Below are 19591 nucleotides of genomic sequence, written 5' to 3' on the forward strand. Positions count from 1 at the left end.
CGAGATCGCCCAGGAGTTCGGCATCTCCCAGATGCACGTCTCCCGCATCCTGCGCGCCGTCCTCACCCAGCTCCGCACCGCCCTCACCGACTGACTCGGACCCGGCGGGCCGCGATCCTCACCGGGACGCCGCCCGGAGGCGGTCGGCCAGCACGCCGACCCGCTCGACCAGCTCGGGCGGATCGCGCACCTCGAACCCGATGTCCATCAGGGCGATCCACACGACGATCTCGTCGAGGGTGTTCGCGCCGCACAGCAGGAGGCAGGTCCGGTCGTCGATGGGCTCCACCGTCCCCATCGTCGGCGGCATGTGCCCGGTCACGACCTCGGCCGGCGCGTGCATGACGACGCGCGCCCGGTACCGGTACGGAGCGCTGGAGATCGCGCGGGACATATAGGCGGCGAGGTCGTCGTCGGGCGGGTCGCGGGGGACGAAACGCGGCCCGTTCGGCGTCCGCAGCCGCAGCCGGTCGACCCGGTACGTGCGCCAGCCGCGCCGGTCGACGTCCCAGCCGACGAGATACCACCGCCGCCCCGAGTTGACGAGCCGGTGGGGCTCGGCGGAACGGAGGCTGTCGCGGCCGTCGTGCGAGCGGTAGTCGAACCGCAGCCCCTCATGATCCCGGCAGGCCGCGGCGATGGCGGTCAGCACGGCGGCGTCGACCGGCGCCGCGGCCCCCGTCATGGGCACCGTCATCGACTGGAGCGCGTGCACGCGCTGTCGCAGCCGCGCGGGCAGCACGCGTTCGAGCTTGGCCAGCGCCCGCACGGACGTCTCCTCGATCCCGGCGACCGTGCCGCCGGCGGCCGTGCGCAGCCCCACCGCGACCGCGACCGCCTCGTCGTCGTCGAGCAGCAGCGGGGGCAGGTCGGACCCGGCGCCCAGCCGGTAACCCGGCGCGCCGGGCGTGGCGTGCACGGGATAGCCCAGCTCGCGCAGCCGGTCCACATCGCGGCGCACGGTCCGCGTGGTGACGCCCAGCCGCTCCGCCAGCTCCGCGCCGGACCAGTCGCGATGGGTCTGCAGCAGGGACAGCAGTCTGAGCAGTCTGGCCGAGGTCTCCAACATGAGCCCATTCTGCCTCCGAGCTAGGACCGAATCCGTCCTAGGTGGCGTCTAACGTCTGAGGCATGACGAGCATCGACCCGTTCCGCATCGACATTCCCCAGGCCGACCTGGACGACCTCCGCGACCGGCTGGGCCGCACCCGCTGGCCGGACGAGCTGCCCGGAGTCGGCTGGTCCTACGGGGTCCCGACCTCGTACGCGAGGGAATTGGCCGAGTACTGGCGGACCACGTACGACTGGCGCGCGCAGGAGGCGGCGCTCAACGCGTACCCGCAGTTCACCACCGAGATCGACCGCCAGACGGTGCACTTCATGCACGTACGCTCGCCCGAGCCGGACGCGCTCCCGCTGATCATCACGCACGGCTGGCCCGGTTCGATCGCCGAGTTCATGAAGGTCATCGGCCCGCTCACCGACCCCCGCGCCCACGGCGGCGACCCGGCCGACGCCTTCCACGTGGTGGCGCCCTCCCTGCCGGGCTTCGGGTTCTCCGGCCCCACCCGCGAGACCGGCTGGAACCTGCGCCGCGTGGCCCGCGCCTGGGCCGAGCTGATGCGCCGCCTCGGCTACGACCGTTACGGCGCCCAGGGCAGCGACACCGGCGCGCTGGTCTCTCCCGAGCTCGGCCGGGTCGCACCGGGCGAGGTCGCCGGCGTCCACGTCAACGGCGCCCTGGGCTTCCCGTCGTTCGAGCCCGGCGAGACGGAGGGGCTGACGGAGGCGGAGCGGGCCCGGCTGGCTCTCTACACCGACCACGACCGCTCGGGTTACGCCATGATCCAGTCGACCCGCCCGCAGACGCTGGCCTTCGGCCTGCACGACTCTCCCGCGGGTCAGCTGGCCTGGATCGCCGAGAAGTTCAAGGAGTGGACCGACCCCGCCCGCGACCTGCCCGAAGACGCCGTGGACCGCGACCAGCTGCTCACCGACGTGTCCATCTACTGGTTCACCGGCACCGCGGGGTCGTCGGCCCGCCTGTACAAGGAGGGCGCGACCGACTGGGGGCAGCCCGTGGACAAGTCCGACGTCCCCACCGGGGTGGCGGTCTTTCCCGGCGACCCCGGGATCCGCCGCGTCGCCGAGCGCGAGCACCACGTGATCCACTGGTCGGAGTTCGGCCGGGGCGGCCACTTCGCCGCCATGGAGGCGCCGGACCTGCTGGTCGCCGACGTCCGCGCGTTCTTCCGGCTGGTCCGCTGAACCCGGCTCGCCTCACCCCTTCAGGCCGCTGAACGTCATCGTGGCCACGAACTGCCGCTGCGCCACGATGAAGGCGATGATCAGCGGCATCGTGGCCACGACGTTGCCGGCCATGAGCAGCGACCACTGCGTGTGCCGGGTGCCCTGGAAGTTGGCCAGGCCCAGCTGGATCGTGTAGATGCTCTCGTCGCTGATCGCGACCAGCGGCCAGATCAGGTCGTTCCAGGAGCCGAGCAGCGTGAACACGGTGAGCGTCGCCAGGGCCGGCTTGGCCAGCGGCAGCACCACCCGCCAGAACACCCCGAACGTGTTGCAGCCGTCGATGCGGGCCGCGTCCTCCAGTTCGGCGGGCAGCGACAGGAAGAACTGCCGCATCAGGAAGATCCCGAAGGCCGACGCCAGCCACGGCACGAACGCCGCCGCCAGGGTGTCGATCAGGCCGAGCCGGGTGAACATCACGTACGTCGGGATCATCAGCAGCTGGGCCGGGATCATGATGGTGGCCAGGATCATCAGGAACCCGGCGTTCTTGCCGAAGAACTTCAGCCGGGCGAAGCCGTAGCCGGCCATCGAGCAGAGCACGAGGTGCGCGATGACCGCGATGGCGGAGACGATGACGGTGTTGAGCAGCCAGCGCAGCGCCTGCGACTCGTTGAACAGGCCGATGAAGCCGTCGAGCTGCAACCGGGTCGGGATGAAGCGGGGCGGGAAGCGGTTGATGTCGCCGTCCGGCATGAACGCGGTCAGCACCATCTGCACCAGCGGCAGCGCGAACAGCAGGGCCAGCGGCATCAGCAGCAGATGCCAGGGGCTGAACGGCAGGCGTCTCATCAGAAGGCCTCGATCTTGCTGCGCCGGGAGTAGAGGATCATCCCGACGGTGATGAGCATGGTCACGGCGAACAGCCCGTAGGCGACGGCCGAGCCGTAGCCGAACTTCGTGAGCTTGAACGCCTGCGTGTAGACGTAGTACACGATCGTCTGCGTCGCCCCCAGCGGGCCGCCCCTGGTCGTGGTGAAGACCAGGTCGAAGAGCTGGAGCGCGGTGATCGTCTGCCAGATGGAGGTGAACACCGTGACCGGCCCGAGCGCGGGCAGCGTGACGTGCCGGAAGACCTGCCAGCGGTTGGCGCCGTCCATGCGGGCGGCCTCGACCACGTCCTTGGGGATGTCCTGCAGCGCGGCCAGGTAGACGACGACGGTGAAGCCGACCTGCCCCCACAGGGCGATCAGGCAGATCACGGTCAGCGCCTGCGACTGGCTCTCCAGGAACTGCTGCTGCGGCAGGCCGAGCGCGCGCAGGACGCTGTTGGCGGCGCCGTACTGGGGGTTGAAGACGAAGCTGGCCAGGATGCCGGTGGCCGCCGCCGAGGCGACGAAGGGGATGAAGATGCACGTACGGTAGAAGCCGACCAGCTTGATCGGCCGGTTGAGGGCGACGGCGACGAGCATCCCGAGGAAGATCGACGACGGCACGAACAGCACGGTGAACACCAGCGTGTGCCGCACCGCCGCGAGGAGGTCGGGGTCCTGGGCCATGAACTCGTAGTTGAGCAGGCCGATGGGCTTGGCCGGGGCGATGCCGTTCCACTTCTGCAGCGAGATGAGGAACGCCCACACCGCGGGGAAGATCGACAGGCCCACCACGAGCGCGGTGGCGGGGCCCGCGAACCCCCAGCCGGTCAGGGTGCGGTGCAGCCACCGCACCCTGCCGGACGGGATCGCCGCGCGGGGGGCGGCGCTCTGGTGCCGCCCGGCGAACAGCAGCGACATGGTCAGCCCCCGGCCAGCGCCTGGGCCGACTTGGTGGCGGCCTCGTCCAGCGCCGCCTTCGGCGCGGCCGCGCCCTGGAGCACCTTGGCGATGGCCTCGCCGACATGTCTCGACATTTCCACGTATCCGCTGACCGTCGGCCGGGCCTGCTTGGCGTTGGCCATGTTCGCGACCATCTTCTCCACGCCCGGGTACTCCTTGACGTAGTCCTCGTACGCGGGCAGGGACGTCTCGGAGGCCCGCAGCGGTAGGTTGCCCTGGACCAGGTTCCACTGCGAGTCGCCCTCGGCCGAGGTGAGCCACTTGATCAGCTCGAACGACCAGTAGGCCCGGTTGGCGTCACCGTTGTCGAACAGCGTCCACAGGTCGGGACCCGAGACCGTCTGGTGGTCGCCGTTCGTGCCGGGCAGGAAGGCCACGCCGTAGTCGGTCTTCTTCTGCTTCAGGTCGAACAGCGTCCACGGCCCGTTGATGATCATTCCGATCCGGCCGTCCGCGAACAGCGGCGCGTAACGCTCGTCGGTCTGGTCGAGGTAGACGCTCTTGTCGTCCACCGCCATCGCCCGCAGGAACTCCAGCGCGTCCACCCCGGGCTGGCCGTTGAACGCGGCCTGCTTCTGGTCCTGCGACAGGATGGCGCCGCCGCGCTGCCACAGCAGCGGCCAGAAGTGCCAGGTGGTGTCCTCGGAGGCGCTCACCGAGTACGCCGTCCCGTAGACCTTCGCGGCCGGGTCGGTCAGCTTCTTGGCCGCCGCCCTGAAGTCGTCCCAGGTCCACTCGTCGGTCGGGTACGGCACGTTCTTGGCGTCGAAGAGTTTCTTGTTGTAGAGCAGCGAGAGGTTGTCCACGATCGCGGGAAAGCCGATGACCTGGCCGTTCGGCGTCGCGGTGGTACGGGCGGAGGCGGCGAACTCCTCCCACTTGACGGCCGGGTCCTTCACCTTCTCCGTCAGGTCCAGGGTCTTGCCCGACTCCTGGAGCTGCGACGCCCAGTTCCCGAAAGAGTACGAAATATCGGGATAGACGCCGCTGGCGAAGCCGGCGGACAGCTTCTGCAGCAGCTCGTCGGTGGTGGACGCCCCCGAGGAGACGTCGATGGTGACGTTGGGGTGCTTCTTGGTGAACTCGGCGGCCAGGTTCTCCAGGATCTTCTCCGCATCGGAGGTCTGGCCCGTCCACCAGGTGAGCTTCACCTTCGCCTGCGGGTCCACCGTCTTGGCGCCCTCCTGGGACGACCCCCCGCAGCCCGCTGCCGTCAGGATGATCGCCGTGACCAGGGCCACCGCGGTTCTTCTTCGCACTGTGGATGCTCCTCCCGGAATGTTGGAGCCAATCATGGTTACTTTCGAAGTCTTGTCAATACCTTCGAAAAAGCGCAAGGCTTGACAAGGTTTCACAACTCCTGGGACGGTGCCGTGGTGTCCAGAACGACCTTCGACCTTCTTGTCGTCGGCGACGCCAACCCGGACGTGATCGTGTCGGGTTCGCCTCGCCACCCCGAGTTCGGCCAGCGTGAGCAGCTCGTCCCCGCCGCCGGCCTGGTGCTCGGCGGCTCCGGCGCCATCACCGCGTACGGCGCCGCCAGGCTCGGCCTGCGCACCGCCTTCGTCGGGCGGGTCGGGGACGACCCCGCGGGGGCCTTCGTCCTGGACGCCCTGCGCGCCGGCGGCGTGGACGTGTCCGCGTGCGTCGTCGACCCCGCGGTGCCCACCGCCATGACGGTGGCGCTGGTGGACGGCGACGACCGGGCCATCCTCACCGCCCCGGGCTGCCTGGACCGGCTCGGCGCGGCCGACGTGCCGCCGGGGCTGCTGGAGCGGGCCGCGCACGTCCACGTGTCGTCGTACTTCCTGCAGCCGCTGCTCGCGGCCGGGCTCGGCGGCCTGTTCGGGCTGGCCAGGGCGGCGGGCGCGTCCACCTCCCTCGACACCAACGACGACCCGGCGGGCCGCTGGGCGGGCCTGGAGGACGTCCTCCCGGTCACCGACGTGCTGCTGCCGAACGAGGCGGAGGCCCTGTCCATCGCCGGCGCCACCACGCTGGAGCAGGCCGTCAAGGAGCTGGCCGCCCGCGGCACGCTGCCCGTGGTCAAGCGGGGCGGGCGGGGCGCGCTCGCCCTCGCCGACGGCGAGCTCGTCGAGGCCCCCGCCCCGCCCGTCACCGTGGTCGACGCCGTCGGCGCGGGAGACAGCTTCAACGCCGGCCTGCTCGCCGCGCTCCTGCGCGGCCGCCCGCTGCGCCAGGCCATGACGGTGGCCGTGGCCTGCGGCACCCTTTCCACCCGCGCCGCCGGGGGCACCGCGGCCCAGCCCACCTGGGAGGAAGCTACCTCATGAAGAAGATCGTGTTCGTCGGCGCGGGAAGCGTGGTCTTCACCCACGGGCTGCTCGCCGACCTGGTCAAGTTCCCCGAGCTGCGGGGCATGCGCATCGCCCTGCACGACATCGACCCCGAGCGGCTCCAGGTGGCCGAGGCCGTCGCCCGCCGGATCACCGGCGACGCCGCGACCGTCACCGCCCACCTCGACCGGCGCGAGGCGCTCGACGGCGCCGACTTCGTGATCAACATGGTCCAGGTCGGCGGCTACGACTCCACCGTCACCGACTTCGAGATCCCGGCCAGGTACGGGCTGCGCCAGACCATCGCCGACACCATCGGCGCGGGCGGCATCTTCCGCGCGCTGCGCACGTTCCCGCTGCTCGACGCGCTGGCCGCGGACATCGACGCGGTCTGCCCCGACGCGCTCCTGCTCAACTACACCAACCCGATGGCGATGAACGTCTGGTACCTGTCGGGCAAGGTCAGGAACGTCGTCGGGCTGTGCCACTCGGTCTACTGGACCATGCGGGACCTGGCCGAGCTGGTGAACGTGCCGTACGAGGAGATCACCTACCTCGCGGCCGGCGTCAACCACCAGGCGTGGGTGCTGCGCTTCGAGCGCGACGGCCAGGACCTCTACCCGCTGCTCGACGTGAACGACCCGGAGCTGCGCCGCAGGGTGCGGGTGGACATGTACCGGCGGCTCGGCTACTACCCGACGGAGACCAGCGAGCACTCCGCCGAGTACGTGCCCTGGCTGATGCACCACGACTCCGAGATCGACCGGCTGCGCATCCCGGTGGGGGAGTACCTGCGGGTCAGCGAGGAGAACCTGGCCGAGTACAAGCGCACCCGCGACCTCGTCCGGCAGGGCGGCGAGCTGGACATCGCCGGCACCGACGAGTACGCCCCCCAGATCATCCACAGCATCGTCACCGGCACGCCCCGCGTCGTCTACGGCAACGTCGTCAACGACGGGCTCATCTCGAACCTGCCGCACGGCTGCGTGGTGGAGGTGCCCTGCGTGGCCGACGCGACCGGCGTCAGGCCGACCGCGGTCGGCGCGCTGCCCCCGCAGCTCGCCGCTCTGAACAGGACATATGTCAGCGTCAATGAGCTCACTGTACGTGCGGCGCTGGAAGGAGAGCCCCGCCACGTCCGGCACGCCCTGATGATCGACCCCAACACCGCGGCGTCACTTCCGCTGGAGGACATCTGGCGCATGGCGGACGAACTGACCCGCGCCCACGGCGACCTCCTCCCGGAGGCCCTGCGCGGGTGACCTCAGCACGATAGCTCAGCACGCGTGCTCAGCGAGCTCGGCACGCGTGCTCAGCGGGCTCGGCACGCGTGCTCAGCGGGCGATCTCGACCTCAAGTCCCTTGTCCCGGAGCGCCGCCACGCACTCCGGGTCGGCCGACTCGCCCGTGATCAGCAGGTCGATGTCGCCGATCGCGCAGATCGGCGCCATCTCCACCACGCCCAGCTTGGACGCGTCCGCGACCAGGATCTTCCTGGCCGCGGCGCGCAACATGCGCTGCTTCATCTCCGCGTCGGGCAGGCTCACGTTGGTCACCCCGCCGGCGGCGTCCACGCCGCCGCAGCCCAGGATGACCGTGTGGGCCCTGATGCCCTCCAGCAGCTTGCCGCCCAGCGGGTCGACCAGCGAGTGCTGCTGGCGGCGCAGGCTGCCGCCGGTCACCACGACCGAGATCCTGGGCAGCGCCGGCTCCAGCTCCAGCGCCGTGCGCAGCCCGTTGGTGAACACCGTCACCTCGGTCAGGTCGGAGCGCGCGACCAGCTCCCTGGCCACGTAGGAAGTGGTGGTGCCGGCTCCCATCAGCACGCTCTCGCCCGAGCCGACCAGCCGGGCGGCGATCTTCCCGATCAGCGACTTCTCCACCGCCGCCGTGCCCAGCGACAGCTCGAACGACGGCTCGACGTGCGGCGCGGGCCCGGCCGACACGGCGCCGCCGCGCACCCGGCGCACCCGGCCCTGCTCCTCCAGCGCGTCGAGGTCCGCGCGGACGGTCACGCTGGACACCCCGAACGCCTCGGCCAGCTCCGCGACCCTGGCGAACTCCTGCTCGGTGAGCAGCGCCAGCATGCGCTCGCGCCGCACCTCGGTCGGCATCGACTCCATCATGCACGGACCGCCGGCGGCAGCAGGTCGCCGTGCGCCTCGATCAGCTCGTCGCAGAGCCGCTCGATCGCGGGCAGCGGCAGCGTGGCCGCCGTGTTCGGGTCGAGCATCGCCGCGTGGTAGACGTGGCCGCGCTCGCCGTCGAGGGCGGCGCGCACGGTCAGCTCGACCACGTTGAGGAAGGTCCGGTTGAGCGCGGCCAGTTGCACGGGCAGGTCGCCCACGGCCCTGGGCCGTACCCCGCCCGCGCCCACGTCGGCCGGCACCTCCACACAGCTGCCCGCGGGCAGGTTGCCGATCAGGCCCCGGTTGGCCACGTTGACGTAGATCTCCTTCTCCTCGCCGGTCAGCATGGCCAGGATCGCCGCCGCGGCGGGCTCCTGGTGCTGCCAGCGGATCAGCAGCGGATGGCCGGCGGACAGGGCCCGCCGCGTCTCCTCGTACAGGTGCAGGCTCTTGCCGACGCGGCGCAGGTATTCCTCGACCGGCACGCCGAGCCGGGAGGTCTCGTCGGGGTGCCGCATGATCCAGGGCACGTACTCGGCGGCGTGCTCGCTCGACTGGGTGGGGAAGTAACCGAAGGTGCGGTAGAGCTCGGCGCGTACGTGCCGCCGCAGCTGCGGATCGGCGTCGAGCACCGCGTCGAGCTCCGGGTAGAGCGAGCGCCCGCCCGCCTCGAAGCGCAGCACGAACGACTGGTGGTTGAGGCCCGCGCTGAGGAAGCTCACCTCGTCCTCGTCGCGGCCCACCAGGTCGGCCAGGTACGCGTGCGTGTCGCACACCGAGTGGCACAGCCCGGCGAACCGCTCGAACCCGGTCGCCTCGTGCACCGCCCACCCGGTCATCGCCATCGGGTCGCTGCAGCTCAGCAGCCAGGCGTCGGGGCACTCCTCGGCCATCTGGGCGGCCAGCTCGACCAGCACGGGGATCATCCGCAGACCGCGGAAGACGCCCCCGATGCCGATCGTGTCGCCGATGGTCTGGCGCAGACCGTAGCGGTGGGGGATCTCGAAGTCGCGCAGCGTCGCCTCGAAGCCTCCGACGTCGAGGTGGGCGACGACGAACCCGGCGCCCTTGAGCGCCTGCCTGCGGTCGAACACGCTGCGGATCTTCGCGTCCGCCCGCGCCTCGGCGTCGAGGGCCCGCACGAGCCGCTCGGTGGTCGCCAGCCGGCCGGGGTCGTCGTCGTGCAGCACGATTTCCAGCTCGCCGCGCAGCGAGGGGGCGAGCATCAGGGCGGAGGCGACGCGGCGCGTCAGCTCCACGTCACCGACCCCGATGAAGACGATCCGCGCCATTCCCGAAGTATGGCACGCCTAAACGCGCAGCAGCGGCGCCCAGGTCGCGGGCCCGACGAGACCGTCCTCGTCGATGCCCTCGGCCCGCTGGAAGCCGCGCACCAGCTCCACCAGCCCGTTGTCGCACTGCGTGGTCTTCAGCCAGCCCTCCAGGCCGTCCTGGATGCCGGCGTACACCGTCGGCGGCACGTGCCCCCGGGCGAACAGGCACCCCCTCACGGTCTTGACGTCGTAGTTGTCGTCGCCGAGCCGGATCAGCGGCAGTTCGCGCAAGATGTCCTCCGTCCAGGTAGGCCCGGGTGGTCCGGTCGGGCCGGGCGCGGGCGCGCCGTTCACGAGGGCGGCGACGGCCGCCCTGAAGTCGTTCATGTCGATGGAGTGGGGGTCGGGCTTGGCCGTGTTGACCTCCCGGTGCGCCTTGACCCGCGAGGCGGGCAGCCCGAACTCGCGGCACAGCTCGGCGCAGAGCTTGCGGTAGGCGTCCAGCTGCACGGCCGGCCACGGCTGGGAGCCGTCGTTCTCCGCCTCGATGCCGATCGAGCTGGAGTTGGTGTGCTGCGGCGAGGTCGAGGGGGCGTTGTGCCAGCAGCGCCCGGCCGCGATGACGTAGACGTGCCCCGACCTGCCGAGCCCGAAGTGCGACAGCGGCCCGTCGAGCCCGGGGCGGCCGTCGCGCACCACCGCGAGCGAGGGGTAGTCGCCGCCGGCGGCCGGTCCGGCGGTGTGATGGCATACGATGCCCTTCACCTCCGGTTGCGGCCCGTGGCCGCGCGTCTTCCAGCCGCCCACCTCGGTCACGGGGTGCCCGGTGCGGCGCGCGACGTCGGCGAGCTGGGTCAGGAAGGGCATCGGGTACCTCCGTCATGTGTCTCGATGAGTCTCACAACCTTCGATCGATGATTGGTGGCCGCTCAGTCGCGGTATGTGATCACTGCTGGATGTGCTCGTGATCGTGACCTCGGCCCGCGGCGATCGCGGGCGGGTGCTTACAGATCATTAGCATGCCGTACCCGTGCGCAGCCGGAAAAGTCGTGAAGATTCCGGCGGAGCGCGGCCCGGAGCGCGGTCCCTGAGGTCTATCCCCGGGGGCAGTGCCCGGCCCGGCGGTGCGGCATCAGTGTGTGGTGGGAGCTGAAGGGGACGGGGCCCGATCTCAGCGTCCTTCGCACGATCCGATACCGAACGGACAGGGGGAGCGCCACCATGAGTCATCTCGACAGCCCGCGCATCACCTTCGCGGGCCGGTTCCTCAGCGACGTGCCGACCATGAACAACGACCCGTCCTCCTTCGGCACGGGCGGCGCGCCCGATCCGGGCTGGAACCCGTACGGGTGCGGCACGTTCGACCTGCTCGGCTGCGTGGTCGACGGCGGGGAGAGCGCGCCCGGCAGGCCGCTGACCAAGGACGACCCGGCCTTCGGTCTGGTCGTGGCCGCCACCCGCGACCGGGCCGCGGCCAAGCTCGCCGACCTCGACCCCGACTGGCAGTTCTCCACCGAGATCTGGGGGCTGACCGTCCGGCTCACCGGCTACGACGGCGAGACGCTGCTGTCCGGCCGCTACCGGCCCGCGGCCTTCCGCGACCTGTGGCCGCGCGTCCCCGATGACGGCTTCGGCGGGCTCGGCGCCTCGTGGATCTCCGTCCTTGAGGACGTCGAGTACGGGCCGGGCGCCGGCTCCGTCCCCGTGCTGGCCACCCTGCGCGAGGCGTCGCCGCAGCGGCTGTCGATCGGGCTCAACGTGTACGGGATCGACGCCAGGCGCGGCGGCGTCACGTTCGCGACCGGCAGGCTCACCGGCTGCGTCGGGCCGTGGCGGGAGGGGGAGCCGACGTCGTTCGTCGCGGGACGCCGGCTCGACGCGGGCCTGCTGACCGAGGACGTCCCCATCAGCAAGGCCGTGGCCGTCGTCACCGGCGACCGGCTCGTGCTCGACCTCGGCAACGCCTACCCGCTCGCCGACGTGACCGGGACCGTGCACCCCGAGGCGGCCGCGATCGGCGTCGCCGTGCTGCCCGGCGAGGACGTGCGGGCCGGCGACGTCCTCGCGCCCGGCGCCGGGCTCGACCTCGGCACGATCTCGCTGCTGCCGGAGCTCCCGCCCGCGGGCGTCGTCTCGCTCCCGCTCGCCCGCGACGCCGCCGAGGCGCTCGCCCGCCTTCCGCTCGCGCTGGTCACCGCCAGGCCCGACGGCAGCCGGCTCGTGGTCTCCAGGGAGATCGCGGACGGCCTGTACGTCAGGGCCGACGACTTCGTGCACCGCGTCGAGGCCGGCGCCCGCGCCACGGTCACCCTGCACGCGCGGCGCCGCGGCGCGCCCGCCGCCGGCCTGACGATCCACCTCGCCTCCGCCCAGGGCCCCGGCTCCGTGCTCACGGGACCCGCCACGGTCGAGACCGGCCCCGGCGGCACCGCCACGGTGACCCTGGACGCCGCCGACCCGGGCAACCCGCGCGGCGCGCTCGACGGCATCGTCGAGCAGGTCGGCTACAGCCCGCGCGTCGCCGCGGACGGCACGCTCGACCTGGACGGCACCGGCCTCGACCCGAGCTTCGACGTGATCGTCGCCCACGTGCGCGACGCCCACGTCCCGCCCGCGGACGAGGACCTCGAACACGAGGTACGGCGCCTCCTCGCCCCGTACGCCCTGCACTATCCGATCATGGGCGAGCACCTGGTGAACCTCGGCGACCTGGAGGCCCTCAAGCCCTGGCGGGCCGCCATGCTGCTGGCGCTGTCGCGCGACATCACCGACCCCAACCACATGCCCGTCACCCGCGACCTGTCCGAGCCGAAGCGGGCCACGATCCTGCGCTGGCTGCGCGGGCTGCCCACCGGCCCCCGGGCCATGGCGCGCACCGTGCCGGGGCGGGCGGAGCGGGAGTCCGTCGCCAAGACGACGGCCGCGCACGAGAGCGCCGAGCGGATCAGGAGACGGCTCGACCGGGCCGCCGAAGGGAGCGACTGACCGATGCTGAGGATCGACCGCGCCGCCGTCGAGGAGCTGAGCAGGGCGCAGCAGCCCGCCGACCTCGTCCCGCGGGTCCAGGACGCCGTCCGGCTGGAGTTCGCCACCATCCCGCCGTACCTCACCGCCATGCTGTCGCTCAAGCCGGGCCGCAACCGCGACATCTGGTGGGCCGTGCACGACGTCGTCGTGGACGAGATGCTGCACCTGCTCATCGGGTGCAACCTGCTGAACGCCCTCGGCTCCAGGCCGGCGCTCGACGCCGCGGACTTCGTCCCCGACTATCCGGGGCCGCTGCCGCTCGGCATCGGCGAGGACCTCGTCGTCGGGCTCGAACCGTTCTCCCTCGGGCTCATGGAGTCGGTGTTCATGCGGATCGAGGAGCCGGAGAACCCGCTGACGTTCCGGCAGGCCGACGGGGCGGGAGCCCCGCCGGAGTTCGCCACGATCGGCGAGTTCTACCGCACGCTGTCCGACGCGCTGCTCGCCCTGCCCCAGGCCGTGCTGCCCGGCGACGTGCGGCGGCAGGTGGTCGCGCCCGCGTGGTTCGGCCCCGACCGGCTCTTCCCGATCACGACCACCAAGGACGCCGCCCGCGCCATCGGGCTCATCGTGGCGGAGGGCGAGGGCACGCCCGACTCGCCGGTCGACCCCGACGGCGACATCGCCCACTACTACCGTTTCGCCGCCATCGCCAAGGGCCGCCGCCTGGTGCGCGACCCGTCCGCCCCGGCCGGCTTCTCCTACAGCGGCGCCCCTTACCCCTTCGACGCCGACGGGGTGTGGCCGCTCACGCCGAACCAGCGGGCCGCCGACCTCGACCCGGAGAGCGAGGCGTGGCGGCGCGTGCACCAGTTCAGGGTGACGTTCACCCGGCTGCTCGACGGGCTGCAGCGCTGCGTGGACGGCGACCCCGGGCATCTCGACGCGGCGATGGGCGTCATGTTCGAGCTGAAGCTGGCCGGCCAGATGCTGGCCACCATGCCCGTGCTGGCCGCCGGCGTCCCCACCGGGCGGCACGCCGGGCCGGTGTTCACCCGCGCGCCCGTCAACCTGTAACGGAGTGCCGTCCGGGGGCGTCGTCAGGAGGTTCAGGGGCGGACCGCGCCGACGAGGCGGTTGCGCCAGTAGTCGTCCAGCACGACGACCTTGACGACGTCCCCGGTCTGCGGCGCGTGCACCATCTTGCCGTCGCCCACGTACAGGCCCATGTGCCCGAGGCCCTTGCTGAACAGCAGGTCGCCCGGCTGCGCCTGGCTCACCGGAACGCGCCGGGCGGCGCCCCAGCTCCACTGCGTGTACGTGGTGCGCGGCAGCCGCACCCCGGCCGCGCGCCAGGCCGCCTGGGCCAGACCCGAGCAGTCCCACGAGCCCGGCCCCGTGCCGCCGTACCGGTACGGCTTGCCGACCTGCGCGAACGCGAACTGCAGCGCCTGGCGGGCGTTGCCGGAGGCGGGTCCCGTGTAGGTGATGCCGGTGCTGCGCGGGTTGCCGGTGTTGAAGGCGCCCAGCCTGCGCAGCAGCTTCGTCTGCTCGCCGACGAGCTTGTCCACCTTCGACTTCTCGTCGCGTACGTCGTCGCGGGCGCTCTCCGCCTCGGCCAGCACACCCTTGGCCGCGTCGCGCCGCTTGCGCAGGTCCTCGGTCGCGCTGTGGAAGGCGCGCACCTTGGCCGCCCGGTCCAGCATGATCTGCTCCAGGGAGGCCATGCCGCCGAGCATCGCCTCCGGCCGGCCCTGGACCACGTACCGCTGCCAGCCGAGCGGGCCGCCCATCTGGTAGTCGTTGAGCGCCAGCTCGGCAACCTCGCCGCGCAGCGCCTCGGCCTGCGCCTGCTTGGCGCGCAGCTCGGTGTCCAGCTTCTCGTACTTCTTCCTGGCCTTGCCGTAGGTCTCGGTGGCCTGGTTGAAGCGCTCGACGAGCTGGTCGGCCTGCTCGTTCAGCTTCACCAGCTTGGCCCTGGCCTGGGCCGGGGTGGGGTCGGCCAGCGCGGCGCCGGGCACGGCCATGGCGCCCGTCACCGCCACCGTGACAGCGGCCGTCACCGTCACGGTCATGACGCCCGCCATCCGTCCGAGCCCGGCCATCGTCACCGTCCCGCCTCCTCCGCGTCGCCTCGCCGTCGCCTCGTCATGGCTTCGTCAGGAGGTACGCAGTGCACTCCGCCGATGTTCAGTCGCCGGGAGACGGATACCGGCGTCGGCCGCGAAATCGGCGCCGCCACCGCCCGCCGTCTGGCTTCGGCCGCCTCGACGTGCTGCACGCCAACGGGCCCGGCCGCGTGGTGGCGGCCAGACCGGCGCACGAGATGCCGGAAGCCGACTGGGACCTGCAGATCGACGTCTCGCTCAAGGCCGCCTTCCTGGCCGCGCGCACCTTCTGCCCGCTGCCGGCCGGGACCGAGGGGGCCCTGGTGATCGCCTCCTCCTAGAAGGGAACCCCATGAAGATCGTGTCCATGGACACCTTCCTCGTCCCGCCGCGCTGGCTGTTCCTGCGCGTACGCACCGACGAGGGCATCACCGGCTGGGGCGAGCCGGTGGTCGAGGGCAGGGCCGCCACCGTCAGGGAGGCGGTGGCCGAGCTGAGCGACCATCTGATCGGCGCCGACCCGCTGCGCATCGAGGACCACTGGCAGGTCCTCACCAAGGGCGGCTTCTACCGGGGCGGGCCGGTGCTGTCCAGCGCGGTGGCCGGGATCGACCAGGCGCTGTGGGACATCGCGGGCAAGGCGGCGGGGCGGCCGGTGCACGGACTGCTGGGCGGGCCCGTACGCGAGCGGGTGCGCATGTACGCCTGGATCGGCGGCGACCGGCCCGCCGAGGTGGCCGAGCCGGCGGCGGCGCAGATCGAGGCCGGGTTCACCGCCGTGAAGATGAACGGCTCGGGCGAGCTGACCGCGATCGACACCCCGGCCCGCTCGCGCGAGGTGGTGGCCAGGGTGGCCGCCGTGCGTGAGGCGATCGGCGAGCACCTCCATCCCGCTGGCGACCGGCGAGCGGCTGTACTCGCGGTGGGACTTCCGCGACGTCATCGGGCACGGCATCGCGGTGGCCCAGCCCGACGTGAGCCACGCCGGCGGGATCTCGGAGGTACGCAGGATCGCCGCCATGGCCGAGCCCTACGACGTGAGCCTGGCCCCGCACTGCCCGCTCGGCCCCGTCTCGCCGGCCTCCAGCCTGCAGCTCGCCTTCGCCGTCCCCAACTTCCCCATCCAGGAGCAGAGCGTCGGCCTGCACCACAACCAGGGCAACGACGTGCTGGACTACCTGGTCGACCCGGAGCCGCTGACGTTCACCGGCGGGTACGCCCGGCGTACGGACCGGCCAGGGCTGGGCGTCGAGGTCGACGAGCGGGCCGTCGAGCGCGCCGCCGAGCTGGGCCACTGCTGGCGCGGCCCGATCTGGCGGCACCCGGACGGCTCCTTCGCCGAGTGGTGACGCACGCGGCCGCGCGGTGGGTCGTCCCAGGGGCGGCGGGATTCTCGGGACGGCGAGGATCTTCGAGGCGGCGGGTTTTTTCGAGGCGGCGGGGATTTTCAGGACGGCGGGCACCCTCGGGACAGCGGGGACCTTCAGGACGCGGGGACCTTCAGGACGGTGCGGGGCCGGTGCTGTCGCGGACGAGCAGCCGGGGCTGGTAGCGCACGTTGTAGCCGCCGCTCTCCCCGTTCATCAGCGCCCAGAGCCGTTCCCACGCTTGCCGGCCCAGCTCGTTCGCCGGGATGGCCACCGTGGTCAGCGGCGGCGAGGTGTAGCGGGCGAACGCGATGTCGTCGAACCCGACCACCGACACCTCGCCGGGCACCCGAACGTCCAGCTCGCGCAGGCCGGTCAGCACGCCTGAGGCCACCATGTCGTTGAACCCCACGACCGCGCTGGCCCCGCACGCCACCACCGCCCCGGCGGCGGCGTGGCCGTGGTCGAACATCGACCCGCACGGCAGCACGGTCAGCTCCAGGCCGCGGTCGGCGCGCAGCGCGGCCAGCCGCTCGGCGTTGCCCGCGCTGGCCGGCGGTCCGGCGAGGTAGGCCACCCGGCGATGGCCGAGCGCGGTGAGGTGGGCCACGATCTCGCCGATGCCGGCCCGGTTGTCGATCGACAACGACGGCGCGCCCAGCCCGGCGACCTCCCGGTAGACCAGCACGAACGGCGCCAGCCGCTCGCTCAGCTCACGCAGCCGCGCGTCCGGCGCCCTGGGCGAGGCCAGCACGATCCCGTCGGCGTTGCGCCGCGCCTCCAGCGCCAGGACCACCTCCTCCTCGGGGTCCTCGTCCGACTCGACCACCAGCAACTGGCAGCCCGCCTTGCCGGCGGCCTGGCTGAGCCCGCGCAGCACGTTCTGGAAGAGCGGGTTGGACAGGTCGGGGACGACCAGCGCGACGGTGCCCGTGCGGCCGAGCGCGAGCCGGCGCGCGGCCGCGCTCGGCTCGTAGTCGAGCGCCTCGGCCGCGGCCCTGACCCGGGCGGCCAGCTCGGGGTGCACGCTTGGCGAGCCGTTCATGACCCGCGACACCGTGGCCCGCGAGACCCCCGCGGCCGCGGCGACACTGCTGATCGTGGCCGGCCCGGCCGGTCGCGGCCCGCGCCGCCCCGTCACACGCCCCGCCGTGGGGGCCGCCGCTTCCCGCTCATCGTCTCCGTCTCTGTCTTCGGGGCTCGCCCTCATCCGCTCTCCCGCACGCGCTCGGCCGTCGTCTCGCACGCATGACATCACACCGGCCCCCCGGCCGGGCGCCGACGCTGAGATACCGGTTTCTCACCAGGTATTACAACCGCTTGCCGAAAACCGCGCAAGTCCTGCGCCGATGCCCGTCAACGCAGGTCATCGCACGGCTGACCAAGCGTTGACACCCGATGTGGGCAATGTTAGAAACTGGTTACTCGCAGGCGCCTCACGGCTTGCGTCCCTGATGGTCCCCGGTCGCGTGCGGCTCAGCGCGACCGTGAAGGGTAATAGATGAGCGAACGTTTGCATCCCCCCGAAACCTCCGAAACCCCCGCGACGACCGTCTCGCCGACCAGCACCTCACTCGTCCGGACGCGGCTCAAGGACCGGCGTCCGGCCGGGCACAGAAAGATCAGCGGCCCGCCACGCGACCGGATCGGCTACCTGTTCCTCACGCCGTGGTTCATCGGCATGGCGCTGTTCACCGTGGGGCCGATCCTGGCCTCGCTCTACCTGTCCTTCACCGAGTACACCCTGCTCAAGCCGCCGGAATGGCTCGGGCTGGACAACTACCGCGAGATGCTCGCCGACCCGCGGCTGCACAAGTCGCTGCTGGTCACGTTCGTCTACGTGTTCGTGTCGGTGCCCATCCAGCTCGTGCTGGCGCTGGCCCTGGCACTCCTGCTCAACCGCGGCGTGCGCGGGCTGAGCTTCTACCGGTCGGTTTACTACCTGCCCTCGCTGCTGGCGGGCAGCGTGTCGATCGCCATCCTGTGGCGGCAGATCTTCGGCAAGGACGGCCTGGTCAACCAGGTGCTGGCGCTGTTCGGCACGGAGGGCGTCAGCTGGGTGTCCCATCCGGACTTCGCCCTCGGCACGCTCGTGCTGCTCAACGCCTGGACGTTCGGCGCGCCCATGGTCATCTTCCTGGCCGGGCTGCGCCAGATCCCCACCTCGTACTACGAGGCGGCCCAGGTGGACGGCGCGGGCACGGTGACGAGGTTCTTCCACATCACGCTGCCGATGCTCACCCCGATCATCTTCTTCAACCTCGTCCTGCAGCTCATCGGCGCCTTCCAGAGCTTCACGCAGGCGTTCGTCGTCAGCGGCGGGCGCGGCGGGCCGTCGGACTCGACCCTGCTCTACACGCTCTACCTGTACGAACGCGGCTTCGGCTCCTTCGACATGGGCTACGCCTCCGCGATGGCGTGGTTCCTGCTGGCCATCATCGCCGTGCTGACCGGAATCAACTTCCTCTTCGCCAGGCGGTGGGTGTTCTATGGCGGCTGAACTCAAGGCCTCCGGCGGACGCTCGCGCCGCCTGTCGAAGCACGCGCTGCTCATCGGCTTCGGCCTGGTGATGCTCTATCCGCTGCTGTGGATGGTGTCCAGCTCGGTCAAGCCCAGTGAGACCATCTTCCGCGACCCCTCCATCTGGCCGACCAGCTTCGATCTGGGCAACTACACCGACGGCTGGACGGCGCTGGAGCACCCGTTCCACTTCTACCTGCTGAACTCGGCCGTGATCGCCCTGCTGGCCGTGGCCGGCAACCTGATCTCGTGCTCGCTGGCCGCCTACGCCTTCGCGCGGCTGAACTTCCGGGGCAGGAACGTCTTCTTCGCCATGATGCTGGCGACGCTGATGCTGCCCATCCACGTGCTCATCGTCCCCCAGTACGTGCTGTTCTCCCAGCTCGACTGGATCAACACGGACCTGCCGCTGGTCGTGCCGAAGTTCCTGGCGCACGACGCGTTCTTCATCTTCCTGATGGTGCAGTTCATCCGCGGCCTGCCCAGGGAGCTGGACGAGGCGGCCCGCATCGACGGCTGCGGGCACTTCAGGATCTACTGGCGGATCATCATGCCGCTGTCGGTGCCGGCGCTGGCCACCTCGGCGCTGTTCACCTTCATCTGGACCTGGAACGACTTCTTCAGCCAGCTCATCTTCCTGACCGACCCCGAGCTGTGGACCATGCCCGTGGCGCTGCGCTCGTTCATGGACGGGCAGGGCGAGACGGCCTGGGGTCAGCTGTTCGCCATGTCCATCGTGGGCCTGGCGCCGATCTTCGGGTTCTTCCTGGCCGGGCAGCGCTACCTGACGCAGGGCATCTCCACGACCGGCTTCCGCTGAGCCACGCCCACCCCCCCGCGTCACCC

Annotated in this window: 20 protein-coding genes and 1 pseudogene; 11 read left to right on the forward strand and 10 right to left on the reverse strand. The window is 71.5% G+C overall.

The genetic code is table 11. The features are described 5' to 3' along the window. Window positions 1-94: sigma factor-like helix-turn-helix DNA-binding protein (locus tag B0I32_RS15010; protein ID WP_281262603.1), on the forward strand; the 94-nt coding region annotated here is incomplete at its 5' end. Window positions 95-118: 24 nt separating this feature from the next. On the opposite strand, the gene B0I32_RS15015 is transcribed toward B0I32_RS15010, so the two are convergent. Next, window positions 119-1069, reverse strand: coding sequence for a helix-turn-helix transcriptional regulator (locus B0I32_RS15015; protein ID WP_106239241.1), 951 nt, complete (start codon window positions 1067-1069; stop codon window positions 119-121). A gap of 62 nt (window positions 1070-1131) precedes the next feature. Here B0I32_RS15015 and B0I32_RS15020 point away from each other — a divergent pair, with 62 nt between their 5' ends. Then, window positions 1132-2268 (forward strand): epoxide hydrolase family protein, encoded by a 1137-nt coding sequence (locus B0I32_RS15020; RefSeq protein WP_106239243.1) that lies wholly within the window; start codon window positions 1132-1134, stop codon window positions 2266-2268. A gap of 12 nt (window positions 2269-2280) precedes the next feature. On the opposite strand, the gene B0I32_RS15025 is transcribed toward B0I32_RS15020, so the two are convergent. From B0I32_RS15025 to B0I32_RS15035, 3 genes are read right to left on the reverse strand one after another with little or no spacing between them, the layout of a single operon-like run. Next, window positions 2281-3099, reverse strand: a complete 819-nt coding sequence (locus tag B0I32_RS15025) for a carbohydrate ABC transporter permease (RefSeq protein WP_106239246.1) — start codon at window positions 3097-3099, stop codon at window positions 2281-2283. Then, window positions 3099-4040 (reverse strand): carbohydrate ABC transporter permease, encoded by a 942-nt coding sequence (locus B0I32_RS15030; RefSeq protein ID WP_106239248.1) that lies wholly within the window; start codon window positions 4038-4040, stop codon window positions 3099-3101. The genes B0I32_RS15025 and B0I32_RS15030 overlap by 1 nt, the downstream gene beginning before the upstream one ends. 2 nt (window positions 4041-4042) lie before the next feature. Beyond that, complete coding sequence (locus tag B0I32_RS15035) at window positions 4043-5341, reverse strand: ABC transporter substrate-binding protein (RefSeq protein WP_219911820.1); 1299 nt, start codon at window positions 5339-5341, stop codon at window positions 4043-4045. Window positions 5342-5458: 117 nt separating this feature from the next. Between B0I32_RS15035 and B0I32_RS15040 the strand changes: the two genes are divergently transcribed. Together B0I32_RS15040 and melA are read left to right on the forward strand one after the other, a co-directional pair. Continuing rightward, the gene (locus B0I32_RS15040) at window positions 5459-6376 is read left to right on the forward strand and encodes a carbohydrate kinase family protein (protein WP_106240087.1); all 918 of its coding nucleotides are present in this window, start codon (window positions 5459-5461) and stop codon (window positions 6374-6376) included. Beyond that, on the forward strand, window positions 6373-7641 hold the full coding sequence (gene melA, locus B0I32_RS15045; RefSeq protein ID WP_106239253.1) for an alpha-glucosidase/alpha-galactosidase: 1269 nt from the start codon (window positions 6373-6375) through the stop codon (window positions 7639-7641). The genes B0I32_RS15040 and melA overlap by 4 nt, the downstream gene beginning before the upstream one ends. Before the next feature lie 72 nt (window positions 7642-7713). On the opposite strand, the gene B0I32_RS15050 is transcribed toward melA, so the two are convergent. The 3 genes from B0I32_RS15050 to B0I32_RS15060 are packed head-to-tail and all read right to left on the reverse strand — an operon-like array spanning window position 7714 to window position 10649. Then, window positions 7714-8493 (reverse strand): DeoR/GlpR family DNA-binding transcription regulator, encoded by a 780-nt coding sequence (locus B0I32_RS15050; protein WP_219911821.1) that lies wholly within the window; start codon window positions 8491-8493, stop codon window positions 7714-7716. Window positions 8494-8501: 8 nt separating this feature from the next. Further along, window positions 8502-9800, reverse strand: a complete 1299-nt coding sequence (locus B0I32_RS15055) for a family 4 glycosyl hydrolase (RefSeq protein WP_106239257.1) — start codon at window positions 9798-9800, stop codon at window positions 8502-8504. Between the two features lie 18 nt (window positions 9801-9818). Beyond that, window positions 9819-10649, reverse strand: a complete 831-nt coding sequence (locus tag B0I32_RS15060) for a peptidoglycan recognition protein family protein (protein ID WP_106239259.1) — start codon at window positions 10647-10649, stop codon at window positions 9819-9821. Between the two features lie 354 nt (window positions 10650-11003). Between B0I32_RS15060 and B0I32_RS15065 the strand changes: the two genes are divergently transcribed. Both B0I32_RS15065 and B0I32_RS15070 read left to right on the forward strand, forming a co-directional pair. Next, window positions 11004-12767 carry a hypothetical protein gene (locus tag B0I32_RS15065; RefSeq protein ID WP_106239261.1) on the forward strand — a complete coding sequence of 588 codons (1764 nt, stop codon included), beginning with the start codon at window positions 11004-11006 and terminating at the stop codon, window positions 12765-12767. Between the two features lie 3 nt (window positions 12768-12770). Beyond that, entirely contained in the window at window positions 12771-13826 is a 1056-nt protein-coding gene (locus B0I32_RS15070; RefSeq protein WP_106239264.1) for a ferritin-like domain-containing protein, read from the forward strand. Between the two features lie 32 nt (window positions 13827-13858). Here B0I32_RS15070 and B0I32_RS15075 read toward each other — a convergent pair whose 3' ends face one another. Continuing rightward, on the reverse strand, window positions 13859-14854 hold the full coding sequence (locus B0I32_RS15075; protein ID WP_245955865.1) for a C40 family peptidase: 996 nt from the start codon (window positions 14852-14854) through the stop codon (window positions 13859-13861). 68 nt (window positions 14855-14922) lie between these two features. Between B0I32_RS15075 and B0I32_RS15080 the strand changes: the two genes are divergently transcribed. After that, window positions 14923-15198, forward strand: a complete 276-nt coding sequence (locus B0I32_RS15080; RefSeq protein ID WP_181307409.1) for a Rossmann-fold NAD(P)-binding domain-containing protein — start codon at window positions 14923-14925, stop codon at window positions 15196-15198. A 26-nt stretch (window positions 15199-15224) separates the two neighbouring features. Beyond that, a pseudogene (locus B0I32_RS61660) lies at window positions 15225-15470 on the forward strand (galactonate dehydratase); the annotation flags it as partial. Here B0I32_RS61660 and B0I32_RS61665 read toward each other — a convergent pair. Continuing rightward, a complete protein-coding gene (locus tag B0I32_RS61665) occupies window positions 15425-15676 on the reverse strand; it encodes a hypothetical protein (protein WP_245955839.1) in 252 nt (83 codons plus the stop codon). The pseudogene B0I32_RS61660 and the gene B0I32_RS61665 overlap by 46 nt on opposite strands. Before the next feature lie 44 nt (window positions 15677-15720). On the opposite strand from B0I32_RS61665, the gene B0I32_RS61670 reads away from it, so the two are divergent. Continuing rightward, a complete protein-coding gene (locus B0I32_RS61670; RefSeq protein WP_245955840.1) occupies window positions 15721-16206 on the forward strand; it encodes an enolase C-terminal domain-like protein in 486 nt (161 codons plus the stop codon). 151 nt (window positions 16207-16357) lie between these two features. Here B0I32_RS61670 and B0I32_RS15090 read toward each other — a convergent pair whose 3' ends face one another. Next, window positions 16358-17479, reverse strand: coding sequence for a LacI family DNA-binding transcriptional regulator (locus B0I32_RS15090; protein WP_342751744.1), 1122 nt, complete (start codon window positions 17477-17479; stop codon window positions 16358-16360). A gap of 246 nt (window positions 17480-17725) precedes the next feature. Between B0I32_RS15090 and B0I32_RS15095 the strand changes: the two genes are divergently transcribed. Together B0I32_RS15095 and B0I32_RS15100 are read left to right on the forward strand one after the other, a co-directional pair. Beyond that, the gene (locus B0I32_RS15095) at window positions 17726-18724 is read left to right on the forward strand and encodes a carbohydrate ABC transporter permease (RefSeq protein WP_106239268.1); all 999 of its coding nucleotides are present in this window, start codon (window positions 17726-17728) and stop codon (window positions 18722-18724) included. Then, window positions 18714-19565, forward strand: coding sequence for a carbohydrate ABC transporter permease (locus tag B0I32_RS15100; RefSeq protein WP_106239269.1), 852 nt, complete (start codon window positions 18714-18716; stop codon window positions 19563-19565). Before B0I32_RS15095 ends, B0I32_RS15100 begins: the two co-directional genes overlap by 11 nt. The last annotated feature ends 26 nt before the right edge of the window (window positions 19566-19591 follow it).

Source organism: Nonomuraea fuscirosea, from assembly GCF_003001935.1.
Taxonomy (GTDB): Bacteria; Actinomycetota; Actinomycetes; order Streptosporangiales; family Streptosporangiaceae; genus Nonomuraea; species Nonomuraea fuscirosea.

Excerpts from the sequence above, each read along its gene's own strand:
- B0I32_RS15015 (WP_106239241.1), bottom strand. The coding sequence starts at position 1,069 with ATGTTGGAGACCTCGGCCAGACTGCTCAGACTGCTGTCCCTGCTGCAG.
- B0I32_RS15020 (WP_106239243.1), top strand. The coding sequence starts at position 1,132 with ATGACGAGCATCGACCCGTTCCGCATCGACATTCCCCAGGCCGACCTG.
- B0I32_RS15025 (WP_106239246.1), bottom strand. The coding sequence starts at position 3,099 with ATGAGACGCCTGCCGTTCAGCCCCTGGCATCTGCTGCTGATGCCGCTG.
- B0I32_RS15030 (WP_106239248.1), bottom strand. The coding sequence starts at position 4,040 with ATGTCGCTGCTGTTCGCCGGGCGGCACCAGAGCGCCGCCCCCCGCGCG.
- melA (WP_106239253.1), top strand. The coding sequence starts at position 6,373 with ATGAAGAAGATCGTGTTCGTCGGCGCGGGAAGCGTGGTCTTCACCCAC.
- B0I32_RS15050 (WP_219911821.1), bottom strand. The coding sequence starts at position 8,493 with ATGCCGACCGAGGTGCGGCGCGAGCGCATGCTGGCGCTGCTCACCGAG.
- B0I32_RS15055 (WP_106239257.1), bottom strand. The coding sequence starts at position 9,800 with ATGGCGCGGATCGTCTTCATCGGGGTCGGTGACGTGGAGCTGACGCGC.
- B0I32_RS15060 (WP_106239259.1), bottom strand. The coding sequence starts at position 10,649 with ATGCCCTTCCTGACCCAGCTCGCCGACGTCGCGCGCCGCACCGGGCAC.
- B0I32_RS15065 (WP_106239261.1), top strand. The coding sequence starts at position 11,004 with ATGAGTCATCTCGACAGCCCGCGCATCACCTTCGCGGGCCGGTTCCTC.
- B0I32_RS15070 (WP_106239264.1), top strand. The coding sequence starts at position 12,771 with ATGCTGAGGATCGACCGCGCCGCCGTCGAGGAGCTGAGCAGGGCGCAG.
- B0I32_RS15075 (WP_245955865.1), bottom strand. The coding sequence starts at position 14,854 with ATGGCCGGGCTCGGACGGATGGCGGGCGTCATGACCGTGACGGTGACG.
- B0I32_RS15090 (WP_342751744.1), bottom strand. The coding sequence starts at position 17,479 with ATGTCATGCGTGCGAGACGACGGCCGAGCGCGTGCGGGAGAGCGGATG.
- B0I32_RS15095 (WP_106239268.1), top strand. The coding sequence starts at position 17,726 with ATGAGCGAACGTTTGCATCCCCCCGAAACCTCCGAAACCCCCGCGACG.
- B0I32_RS15100 (WP_106239269.1), top strand. The coding sequence starts at position 18,714 with ATGGCGGCTGAACTCAAGGCCTCCGGCGGACGCTCGCGCCGCCTGTCG.